The 11,731-nt window shown below is 38.9% G+C and carries 11 protein-coding genes and 1 rRNA gene; 10 read left to right on the top strand and 2 right to left on the bottom strand.

What is annotated here, in order from left to right; all coding sequences use genetic code 11:
• Positions 1–93, top strand: a 5S ribosomal RNA gene (rrf, locus tag ACIQ1H_RS21360); the annotation flags it as partial.
• Positions 94–233: 140 nt separating this feature from the next.
• Here rrf and ACIQ1H_RS21365 read toward each other — a convergent pair.
• Positions 234–905 (bottom strand): LytTR family DNA-binding domain-containing protein, encoded by a 672-nt coding sequence (locus ACIQ1H_RS21365; protein ID WP_402891788.1) that lies wholly within the window; start codon positions 903–905, stop codon positions 234–236.
• Positions 906–1,119: 214 nt separating this feature from the next.
• Here ACIQ1H_RS21365 and aceA point away from each other — a divergent pair, with 214 nt between their 5' ends.
• The 3 genes from aceA to ACIQ1H_RS21380 all read left to right on the top strand — a co-directional run bounded on the left by aceA (position 1,120) and on the right by ACIQ1H_RS21380 (position 5,541).
• Positions 1,120–2,403, top strand: coding sequence for an isocitrate lyase (gene aceA / locus ACIQ1H_RS21370; RefSeq protein ID WP_402891790.1), 1,284 nt, complete (start codon positions 1,120–1,122; stop codon positions 2,401–2,403).
• A 99-nt stretch (positions 2,404–2,502) separates the two neighbouring features.
• Positions 2,503–4,101, top strand: a complete 1,599-nt coding sequence (gene aceB, locus ACIQ1H_RS21375; RefSeq protein ID WP_402891793.1) for a malate synthase A — start codon at positions 2,503–2,505, stop codon at positions 4,099–4,101.
• A gap of 270 nt (positions 4,102–4,371) precedes the next feature.
• A complete protein-coding gene (locus ACIQ1H_RS21380) occupies positions 4,372–5,541 on the top strand; it encodes a pyridoxal-phosphate-dependent aminotransferase family protein (RefSeq protein ID WP_402891796.1) in 1,170 nt (389 codons plus the stop codon).
• A 46-nt stretch (positions 5,542–5,587) separates the two neighbouring features.
• Here the strand turns inward: ACIQ1H_RS21380 and ACIQ1H_RS21385 are convergent, their stop codons facing one another.
• A complete protein-coding gene (locus ACIQ1H_RS21385) occupies positions 5,588–6,253 on the bottom strand; it encodes an O-methyltransferase (protein WP_402891799.1) in 666 nt (221 codons plus the stop codon).
• A gap of 122 nt (positions 6,254–6,375) precedes the next feature.
• On the opposite strand from ACIQ1H_RS21385, the gene ACIQ1H_RS21390 reads away from it, so the two are divergent.
• From ACIQ1H_RS21390 to ACIQ1H_RS21415, 6 genes are all read left to right on the top strand, one after another.
• On the top strand, positions 6,376–7,263 hold the full coding sequence (locus ACIQ1H_RS21390) for a LysR family transcriptional regulator (protein WP_402891801.1): 888 nt from the start codon (positions 6,376–6,378) through the stop codon (positions 7,261–7,263).
• Positions 7,264–7,360: 97 nt separating this feature from the next.
• Positions 7,361–7,756, top strand: a complete 396-nt coding sequence (locus ACIQ1H_RS21395) for a GntR family transcriptional regulator (RefSeq protein WP_402891803.1) — start codon at positions 7,361–7,363, stop codon at positions 7,754–7,756.
• Between the two features lies 1 nt (position 7,757).
• On the top strand, positions 7,758–8,855 hold the full coding sequence (locus ACIQ1H_RS21400) for a DUF1648 domain-containing protein (RefSeq protein WP_402891806.1): 1,098 nt from the start codon (positions 7,758–7,760) through the stop codon (positions 8,853–8,855).
• 343 nt (positions 8,856–9,198) lie between these two features.
• Positions 9,199–9,873, top strand: a complete 675-nt coding sequence (locus tag ACIQ1H_RS21405; RefSeq protein ID WP_402891809.1) for a response regulator transcription factor — start codon at positions 9,199–9,201, stop codon at positions 9,871–9,873.
• Complete coding sequence (locus ACIQ1H_RS21410) at positions 9,870–11,240, top strand: ATP-binding protein (RefSeq protein WP_402891812.1); 1,371 nt, start codon at positions 9,870–9,872, stop codon at positions 11,238–11,240. Before ACIQ1H_RS21405 ends, ACIQ1H_RS21410 begins: the two co-directional genes overlap by 4 nt.
• Positions 11,241–11,312: 72 nt before the next feature.
• Positions 11,313–11,717, top strand: a complete 405-nt coding sequence (locus ACIQ1H_RS21415) for a hypothetical protein (RefSeq protein ID WP_228134288.1) — start codon at positions 11,313–11,315, stop codon at positions 11,715–11,717.
• Positions 11,718–11,731: the final 14 nt, after the last annotated feature.

An 11,731-nucleotide genomic window follows, 5' to 3' on the forward strand; every position in this document is an offset into this window, starting at 1 on the left:
CACACCCGTTCCCATACCGAACACGGAAGTTAAGCTCTTTAGCGCCGATGGTAGTTGGGGGCTTCCCCCTGTGAGAGTAGGACGTCGCTAGGCAAATCAAAACCTGAGAATTTATTCTCAGGTTTTTTTGTATTTTAATTAGTCTATTTGAATAAGCCTCACTAAAATTGCATTGAGGCTATTCGACAAATAGACTTTGTATGCTGCTGCTTTATATACTCATTTTTTATCTATTAAAATTCAAGGGCGTTTCGCAGATTATTAAGATAGGATTGGCTGACTGGCAGTTCCGTCCCATCTTTTAACGTAACGATAAAATTTGAAGTGAGATCACGTGCCATTTTTTTTATGAAATGAATATTCACAATATATGATCGATGAATACGAATAAAAAATGGTGGTAAACGCATTTGTAACTCTTTGAGTGTAATACTCGTTTTAAACTGTTCCTTTTCTACATAAAACCATGTTTTTTTCTGAAGACTTTCAAGGTATGATATGTTCTCAATTGCAACAGGATTCCATTCTTCCTCTCGTTTACCAGTTAAAAATTGATAGGGTTCTAATTTTTGGACAGTAAAAGTTGAAGGTAATACAACTACTAATGCAGCTAGAGTATTTTGTATATGTATTGGATAGCCAATACCGTAATATGGTGTTCCAAATAAGGTATTATCTAAAATTGCATCTGTACGTTTTTCTGTTTGTAGTACTTGCGCTGCAATACTACCTGGCTCAACTTGCCGCCCTGTTTCTAAATGAATATTGTGTGATTCAGAGTGAAAATAAATATAGGAGTTTTGAACAGCAATGGCGATGGACGAATTTGGTGGAATCCAGTCTTGTAACATCGTAATAAATTGTTGTGAAATATCTTTTTGTAAAGAATCGAATTCATTATTCATTGTGATTGTCCCCCTTGTTTGTAAACAGTTTACCAAATTTTGTCGCTAAAAAAGGTAGCTTCATCATTAAAATTCGGTATTTTATCTAAAAATAGTGAAAATTTAGATTAGCTGTTATATATTAATTTACAACAAATAAACCTGTTATGGAACAGAATTTAAAAAGTTTTTTAACAGAGTATATTTTATACAAAGGGGAAGGTGGAATTTCAATATGTCAACACGTCAAGAAAAAATCCAAGCTTTAGAAAAACAATGGGCAGAAAACCCCCGTTGGGCTGGTATTGAGCGCGCATATACAGCTGAAGAAGTAGTTAAATTACAGGGGTCTGTAGTAATTGAGCAAACTTTAGCAAGTAAAGGTGCTACACGACTTTGGAAATCCCTACATGAAGAGCCATTCATTAATGCATTAGGTGCACTAACAGGTAACCAAGCGGTTCAACAAGTAAAAGCAGGATTACAAGCAATTTACTTATCAGGCTGGCAAGTAGCGGCAGATGCTAACCTTTCTGGTCAAATGTATCCTGACCAATCATTATACCCAGCTAACTCTGTACCAGCTGTAGTAAAGCGTATTAATCAAGCACTACAACGTGCAGATCAAATCGACCATGCTGAAGGTCGAGTAGATGATTTCGATTGGTTTGCTCCAATCGTTGCAGATGCTGAAGCTGGTTTCGGTGGTCCTCTAAATGTATTCGAACTTGTAAAAGGTATGATCGAAGCTGGAGCAGCAGGTGTTCATTTAGAAGACCAATTAGCTTCTGAGAAGAAATGTGGACACTTAGGAGGTAAAGTATTACTTCCTACACAAAATGCTGTTCGTAACTTAATTGCAGCTCGTTTAGCAACTGATGTAATGGGTGTAGATACAATTTTAATCGCACGTACTGACGCAGATGCTGCTGATATGGTTACTTCAGATATCGATCCACGTGATGCTGAATTTATTACTGGTGAACGTACACCTGAAGGCTTCTTCCGTACAAAACCAGGTATTCAACAAGCAATTGCTCGTGGTTTAGCATACGCACCATACGCAGATTTAATCTGGTGTGAAACATCTAAGCCATCTCTTGAAGAAGCTCGCGAATTTGCAGCGGCGATTCATGCTGAATTCCCTGGTAAAATGCTTGCTTACAACTGCTCACCTTCGTTCAACTGGAAAGCAAACCTTTCAGAAGAAGAAATTGCGGAATACCAACGTGAGCTAGGGAAATTAGGATACAAATTCCAATTCGTAACATTAGCAGGCTTCCATGCATTAAATCACTCTATGTTTGAGCTAGCTCATGACTATAAAGATAACGGAATGGCTGCATACTCTAAACTACAACAAGCAGAGTTTGCTTCTGAATCTAAAGGCTATACAGCTACTCGTCACCAACGTGAAGTAGGTACAGGTTACTTCGATGATGTATCACAAGTTATTTCAGGCGGTACTTCTTCAACGACTGCCATGGCAGGATCTACAGAAACTGAACAATTCGTTTAATTCAATTAAGTTAATTCCTAAATTCATAATCATAGATAAGTTTCCCTCGCACCTCCTAAGCGGGGGAAACTTCAATCACGAGAGGTGGGGGAACTACTGATGGAACAGGTAACTACAGGTAAGCTTACTATTGTTGGGGAACAAAACGAGCAAACAAAAGAAATTTTAACACCCGAAGCCCTTGAGTTTGTTCTTGCCCTGCATGAAAAGTTCGATGCGCGTCGTCAGGAGCTTTTAGAGGCTCGTCAAGAACGTCAAAAACGTCTCGATGCTGGTGAGAAACTCGACTTCTTACCAGAAACAAAGCATATTCGCGAGGGAGATTGGACGATTGCGCCACTGCCAGCGGATTTACAAGATCGACGAGTAGAAATTACTGGACCAGTAGATCGCAAAATGGTTATTAACGCATTGAATTCTGGTGCGAAAATGTTCATGGCTTGTTTTGAGGATGCATCTGCTCCTACATGGGAGAACATGATTTCTGGTCAAATTAATATGCGTGATGCCATTAATAAGACAATTGAATTTACACAGGCATCGAATGGTAAAACGTATAAATTAAATAAAGAAACAGCTGTATTATTAGTACGTCCACGTGGCCTTCATTTACTTGAAAAGCATGTCCTTGTAGATGGTGAGCCAATTTCAGGAAGTTTCTTTGATTTTGCTCTGTATTTATTCCATAATGCTAAAAATGCACTAGCAAAAGGTACGGGTCCATACTTCTACCTACCAAAGTTAGAAAGCCATTTAGAGGCTCGTTTGTGGAACGATGTTTTTGTCTTTGCACAAGATTACATCGGTATTCCACAAGGTACAATTAGAGCTACTGTACTAATTGAGACAATATTAGCTGCATTTGAAATGGATGAAATTTTATATGAGCTTCGCGACCATTCAGCAGGACTGAACTGTGGCCGTTGGGATTATATTTTCAGCTACATTAAACGTCTGCGCAATCAACCTGATGTCATTTTACCAGATCGCGGTCAAGTAACGATGACGGTTCCATTTATGAAGGCTTATACGTCTTTATGTATTCAAACATGTCATAAACGCAATGCTCCAGCTATGGGCGGTATGGCTGCGCAAATTCCTGTCAAAGGGGATGACGAGGCAAATGCAGTAGCATTTGCAAAAGTTGCAGAAGACAAACGTCGTGAAGCAACTGCTGGTCATGATGGAACTTGGGTAGCACATCCTGGTATGGTTGCAACAGCTATGGAGCAGTTTGATGCCATTATGGAGACACCAAATCAAATTCATAAAAAACGCGACGATGTGAATGTTAAGGCCGAAGATTTAGTAGCTGTTCCTGAAGGTACAATTACACTTGACGGTCTTCGCGTTAACTGTAGTGTTGGGGTTCAGTACATCGCTTCTTGGTTACGAGGTAATGGTGCTGCACCAATTAACAACTTGATGGAGGATGCTGCAACAGCAGAAATCTCACGGACACAAGTATGGCAATGGATTCGTCATCCAAAAGGTATTTTAGATGATGGTCGTGGTATTACATTAGCATTCGTGCTAGAAATTTTGGAAGAAGAGCTTGTGAAAATTAAAGAGGCTGTTGGGGAACAAGCTTATAACAGTGGTCGCTATGAAGAAGCTGCTGAACTGTTTAAATCTTTAATTGAACAAGATGAATTCGTGGAATTCTTGACACTTCCAGGCTATGAAAAATTAAGTTAATTGATAGGAATCTACTAACGAATATATCTACTTTCTTAAAATACAGTGGGCTGAACTCGAATGCAGCTCACGACTTCCACTAATGTAACGAGCGGGGTCTGTTCCCCCGTTCCTTACTAGTACTAAGTGAGCACTGTTTAATAAAAGGGGTCTACTTATATTAAAGGTAATGAGATTTAAAAATGGGGTGCAAGATGTCTTACGAGCTTAGATGGGGGCTTGTAAGGCATTTTTCTATACAGTGAAAAACATTTTAGAGGGGGAAGCGAAATGGGTAATAAAGAGCTGTTATTAATTCCTGGTCCAACGCCAGTAGTTGCTGAGATATATGATGCTTTAGCGAGTGAGACACGTGGACATACCGATTCACGATTTGTGGGGATTTATAAAAATGCATTAGCACAAACTAAGGAACTGTTCCAAACGGATGGCGAGGTGTTTGTACTAGCAGGCTCTGGAACGTTAGCGATGGAAATGGCGATCGTCAATACAGTTGGCAAGGGAGAAAAAATACTGGTTATTAGTCATGGCTATTTTGGGGATCGTTTTACACCTTTAGCAATGGCTTATGGTATTCAAGTAGAAGTGCTGCAAGCAGAATGGGGTAAACAAGTTGAAATAGAAGCTGTAAAGGCAAAATTAGCAGAGGGGAATTTTAAGGCAGTCACGATTACTCATGCTGATACATCTACAGGTGTTGTTTCAGATTTAGATGAATTAGTACCAATTATTAAACAAGCAGGAGCGCTTATCATTTTAGATGGGGTTGTTGCAACAGCCGCATTGGATGAAAATATGAATAAAGCTTATGGACACCCTGACTATAAATTAGATGTCGTATTAACTGGCTCACAAAAAGCTATTGGTGTCCCACCAGGATTAGCAATCATTGCATTTAATCAATCTGCTTTAAAGGCTCGCGAAGCACTTGGCACGATAGCAGCCTACTACTGCGATATTGAAAACTGGAAGCCAGTGATGAATGATCCAGGAAAATACTTTGCCACACCACCTGTGAATTTAATTTATGCCTATAATGTTGCTATGAAAATAGTTTTAGATGAGGGGATTGTAAAGCGCGAGGTGCGTCATAGAGCATATGGACGTGCAGTACGTTTCGCATTGTCTACGTATGGTATGGTGGCACTTGCTGAAGAGACTGTTGCTGCTCCAACTTTAAGTTGTATGCTCTATCCTCAGGGGGTAGAGGATGCCAAGTTCCGAGCAAAGCTTGCAGAAAAAGGTGTCATTGTTGCTGGTTCATTGGCACATTTAGCAGGTAAAGCATTCCGTATAGGCCATATGGGGAATACAACACCTGCTATGCTTGAACAAGCAGTGAGGCTAATTGGTGAATCACTCAATGAGTTAGGACATGCAGTAAACGTTGAGGAAGCGGTGGCACATTTGAAAGAGGAAATAGCGGTAGTGACTATGTAATAGTAGAAGGAGATGTCTTGCGAAAGCATAGGACATCTCCTTTTCGTTATTTAACAATCGCTAGGACGAGACCATCATATCCTTTAATCCCTACAGTTTGAATGGCTGTAGATTCGATACGTGGTTCGTGTTCTAATAAATCCATAAATTGACGCACACCTTGCACACGCTCATCTTCGCTTTTATCATCGATGACTTCACCGTTTCGCACTACATTATCAGCGATGATCAGTGCTCCACTATTCGCTAATTCTAAAGCCCATTTTAAATATTGAGGATTGTTTGGTTTATCTGCATCAATGAAAATAAGGTCGAATAAAGGTCCTGAATTTTTAAAGGTAGGTAAAGAATCTAGTGCATTTCCTACAAGCACTTCGACTTTGCTACTACAGCCTGCCTTTAGGATATTTTGCTTTGCTACTTCTGCATACGCATGGTCGATTTCTAGTGTGTAAACTTTTCCTGATTCGGGGAGAGCACGGGCAAGCCATATACTACTATAGCCGCCAAGTGTACCAATTTCTAGGACGTTTTGAGCACCTTTTATTTTTGCTAGTAAATAAAGTAATTTTCCTTGTGTAGGGGATACATCAATTTCTGGAATGTTAGCATTTTTATTTGCCTGTAATACGTTCTCCATTGATTCATCAAAAGGAATTAGCTTTTCAATAAAATATTCATCTACGTCATGCCATACGTTGTTTATTGCCATAGTAAAGTTCCTCATTTCCATAATGATTTTCAATTGCAACTAAAGTGTATGATAAAATGAACTATAATAAAAATATATAATAATTACTAATACATAAATTAAAGTTATGAGTAGGAGAGGGCATGAATAGTCACGCATTAAAATTATTTTACCAAGTAGCTAAAACAGGTAGCTTTACAAGGGCTGCTGATATATTGCATATTAGTCAACCTGCAGTGTCTAGCCAAATTAAAAGGTTTGAGCAGGAAATAGGCGTCTCATTATTTAAACAGCAGGGCAGAGGGATCGTATTGACTGAATTCGGTGAGGCGTTAGCGGAAAAGGCGAAAAATCTTATTTCTCTTGAGCAACACATTGAGTCATTTATAGAGGACTATCGCCTTGCCAAGATAGGTTCTATTCATATTGTAGCTACGTATTTACCTGCTAACTTTTTAATTCCGAAATGGGCGGCTACTTTTAAAGGCTTAAACGAAGACGTTAATTTAGTTATTACAACGGTCAATACAAAAGAAGCATTTGAGCAGCTAATACACTATAAGGCAGATATCGCTATTTACGGAGGCGGAACTTCGGAGAGACCAGAGGAAGTGTTATGGGAGGAGCTTTTTGAAGATGAGCTATGGTTTGTAGTTGCACCTGAACACCCGTATGCTAATCAAACTGTTTCTATAGAAAAAATGATGAAGGAACCTTTTATCATGCGGGAGGAAGGGAGCTCTATGAGAGATCACCTCTTTTCGCTTTGTGAAACGCATCAAGTAAAACCGCCTAAAATTGCACTGCAATTTAGTGGAATAAATGAAACGATTCGATCAGTTATGGCTGGATATGGGGCGATTTTTATTTCCTCACTAGCAGTTAAAGAGTATGTAGATAATGGGCAATTGGCTAGAGTATATGTACAGGGGATATATAGTAAACATAAAGTGGCTATTTGTACAAGGAAAAATGAGAAGCAAAGTATACTTGTAGAAAAGTTTATTGATACGATAAAAAATTCTTTATAGAATCATTTTTTTGCCATTATGAGACAGCCCAATTTCTCTATGCATAAAATCGGAATTTTGTTATACTAATTGTATAACAAACATGGAGCTGATATAGATGTTTATTCAAATAGAGCCTTTTTCGGATGTGCCTATCTATGAGCAAGTTACACGGCAAATTATAGAGGGTATCGCAAGAGGAGACATGGGACCAGGGGATATGTTGCCATCTGTCCGAAGTTTAGCGGCTGATTTAGGTGTTAATATGCATACAGTTAATAAGAGTTACCACGAGCTTGAGGCAAAAGGAATTATTACTATTCGTGCTAAATCAGGTGCAATTATACGTTCAACAGAGGAGCGTGCATTAACGCCAGAACAGTTGCAGCAGATTGAAAAAAACTTAAAGCCTGTTGTGGCAGAAGGAATGGTGCTCGGCGCAACAGTGGATCAAATTGAGTACATGATGAAAAAGGTATTTGCTGATTTGCAACTACCAATAGAAGGGGTGTAGCATGCTATTGGGAATTTTTACAATTTTGTATATCATGACATTAGCTATGCAAATTTTTGTCCCTTATATCGTACGAGAGACAATCGTATTTGGAGTTACCGTACCTGAACAAAATGTAAAGCATCGAGCATTAGCTATTGCAAAAAAGCGCTATGCGCAAACGGTCGGTCTTTTTGGTGCGCTAATATTAATGATTATGTTTGTGTTTTATTGGTTACTTGCTCCTTCAGAAAGTGTTCAAGGTATTCTTTTACTAAGCTGCTTATTTGGAATGCTAGCCGTCAGTATGGTGCTATACTGGTTCAACCATCAACAAATCATGAAGTTGAAAATGCGTGAGCAATGGGGCATGAACATAAAACAAGTAAGAGCAGTCGATTTAACAGCCCGTAGCCGTGATGAAATACTACCTTGGCCATTTTATGTGGTACCTATAGGTGTCACGGTTTTTCTTATCATATTTACAATATTACATTATGATCAAATACCAAATGCAATTGCGGTACATTGGGGTCCAAGCGGAGCAGCGGATGCATGGCAAGAAAAATCGTATTTTACTGCGAGTGCACTGCCACTAATTATGTTAATGATGCAATGTATGATGTGGGGGACTGCTGATTCTATAAAGCGTTCGGCGATTCGATTGGCTATTAATCGACAGCAGGAGTCTTTGGAAAGTGAATTAAAAACACGAAAGTTTATGAGCTGGAATATTGCATTGGTCAGCTATAGTTTAACAGGATTATTAACAATGCTACAGTTAAGTAATATCTACCCTTCAATGGCGGATGGAAAAAAACTACTACCATTTTTCATGACATTTCTCATTTTAATCATAGGTTCAGTACTTGTTTATGCATGGAAAAAGCGACAGTTACGTGTACATTATAAAGGCAATGTCGTTTCAGAGGTAATGGATATAGATGAGGATCGTTATTGGAAGGGCGGTCTAATTTATATGAATCGTCAGGATCCATCAGTATTTGTAGAGAAGCGTTTTGGTGTAGGCTGGACAATGAATTTTGCAAATCCAAGAGGCTATATCGTTATCGGCTTGCCATTACTTATATTGCTATTGATATCAATATTTTCATTTTGAGTGCCAGTCACTCAAACAATTCTGAATTTTTAAAGCAGTACATTAAGGTTAACTAAGTAAAAATCCACGAAGACTCCTGCGGGAACGCACAGGGCGTAAGACGTAAAAAAGCGCGTGTAGTAGCGAAGAATGCGGCTTCCGAAGTGCCCGCGGGAAAGTGCTGTGGATTTTTACGCTAGTGCCAGTCACTCACACAATTTACAATGCAAGCAGTGGATTTTTACGATATAGCAAGTACATATTTTTGATAGACTGGCTTATAGGACAGCCCTTTCTACATAAAGCGCAAGCTATGTTAGGAACTGAACTCCTAGTGCAATAGATTGAATGGGGGCAAAGATAAATGAAAATTTTAGTTGTCGATGATGACGTGCATATTTTACAGTTAGTCAATATTTATTTAACACGAGAAGGCTATCAAGTATTACAGGCGGAGAATGGCGAACAAGCGTTGCAATTACTCGATGGAAACATGCCCGATTTGGCAGTTGTTGATGTTATGATGCCTGGAATGGATGGTTTTACACTAACTGAAATTTTGAGTAAGGACTATGATATTCCAGTGCTGTTGTTAACGGCTAAAGGAGAGCTTGAAGATAAGGAGCGCGGTTTTTTAGCAGGTTCAGATGACTATGTTGTGAAGCCGTTCGAGCCAAAGGAATTGCTGTTTCGCATTGCAGCAATTTTACGTAGACTTGATAAAAAGAATCAGGTCACGATTCAGGTTGGTAAGCTCGAAATTGATCGTCGTAGCTTTGAGGTTACGATTGCTGGAGAAACACTTATTTTGCCCTTAAAGGAATTCGAGCTATTGGCATTACTTGCATCTCGACCCAATCAAGTATTTACACGTAGCATTATTATGGAGCAAGTGTGGGGCTACGACTATGAAGGGGACGAGCAAACGTTAAATACACATGTAAAGCGGATAAGAGAGCGCTTGCATCGCTACGAAACAGACGTCGAAATTACAACAGTGCGCGGTGTCGGTTATAAGCTCGAGGCGAGTGCGACATGAAGACGTTATATAGTAAGTTTGTTGTTACAACATTGCTCATTATGATTGGCAGTTTATGCATAGGATTTTTAATGACGAATACGTACTATCATCAAGTAACTAAAGGAAAAAATGATGCGAAAAATGTTGCAATTGCAGAAGATATTGTCGATTATATTGAATCCGCCAAGCAAATGGATTTAGATAGCTATTTAACAACGCTTGGACAGATTGGTTACCAAATTTATGTGACAACGGGAGAGGAACATCGCTTCTTTGGTGGCGAATACCGAGATAAAAAATTATCAGCAGATGTTATCCAGCATGTTTTAGATGGGGAAGTTTATCACGGTATGCGTGATTTCCCAAAAGAGACTTTTATGACAGGCTTTTTTGCCAATGAACTTATTAATACGATTGGTGTACCTTTTACGTATCAAAATGAACAGTATGCACTGTTTGTTAGACCTGACATTCGTTTGTTGTTCTCTGAAGCCCATACGCTATTAGGTGGACTTATTCTTGGAATGGCCGTACTAAGTTTACTTGCTATGCTGCTATTTGCAAAGGCACTCATTAGACCGATTACACAGTTAACAGAAGCAACTCATCAGTTGGCACATGAAAAGTTTGATACGTTGCTTGAGATAGATCGTGCGGATGAAATTGGGCAACTGGCGGATAGCTTTAATGTGATGACGGAAAAATTGCAGGAAAACGATAGAATCCGTAAACAGTTTATAAGTAATGTATCACATGACTTTCAATCGCCATTATTGAATATTCAGGGCTATGTAGATTTACTGAAAAATCCTACACTTTCTGAACCAGAACGACAAGAATATGCGACGATTATTGAGCTAGAAACGAAGCGACTTTCAACATTAACGAAGCAACTATTACTTCTGACATCACTCGATCAATCAACTAGATTGCTAAAGAGAGAACCGTACAATTTAGATGAGCAATTGAAGGAAACTGTGCGCAAATATCGATGGCAGTTAGAGGAAGCCAATGTGCAGTTATCGTATCAGATTGAGCCTGTAACATATAAAGGGGATGCAGGGCTACTACAAAATGTATGGGATAATTTATTAACAAACGCCATTAAATACAATGTTAATGGGGGAGAAATTCACATACATCTTCAAGCACATTCTACTTTTATAGAAGTGCTAATAGAGGATAGTGGTATTGGTATGAATGAGGAGCAATTACAAAAGGTATATGACCGTTTTTATCGAGCTGATGAGTCAAGAACAAAGCAAGGGACAGGTCTCGGCCTTGCCATTGTAAAACAAATTGTTGAATTGCACGGTGGTGAAGTGCAAATGAAAAGTGCTATAAACGTAGGGACAAGCGTCTGTATACACCTACCAAAATTGTAATATAGAGTTCATGTAAAGTTCATGTTCAATCGATAAACTTCTAGGTAAGTTAAAACTTGGAGGAGTTATCGTATGGAACAAAAATGGAGTTTACGTCTTATTCGTCTCGCAGCGATTTTCGCATTAGTGGGTACGTACTTAGGTTCGCATATGTCAGGGTCAGGTAGCTATGAATTTCGGCCAATTCACGCACACGTTTTACTCGTTGGTTGGTTAAGTATGTTTGCATGGGGCATCTTTTACCGTGCATTTAAAGTGAAATCGCAAAAATTAGTAGCATTACATGGTTGGACAGCGATTATTGGAGTCTTTGGTCTAACACTTGGTATGTGGTTCTACAATATTAATCCTTTTAACTTTGGTCATACATTTACGTTAATTTTCTTTATCGTAGGTGGCACAACATTGCTCATTAGTTTTGCACTATTTATTATTGTGACATTTATGGTAAATCAAAAACAGGAAATGAAAAATTAATATAAAACCGCGCC

This window comes from Lysinibacillus sp. NPDC097279 (assembly GCF_044761745.1).
Taxonomy (GTDB): Bacteria; Bacillota; Bacilli; order Bacillales_A; family Planococcaceae; genus Lysinibacillus.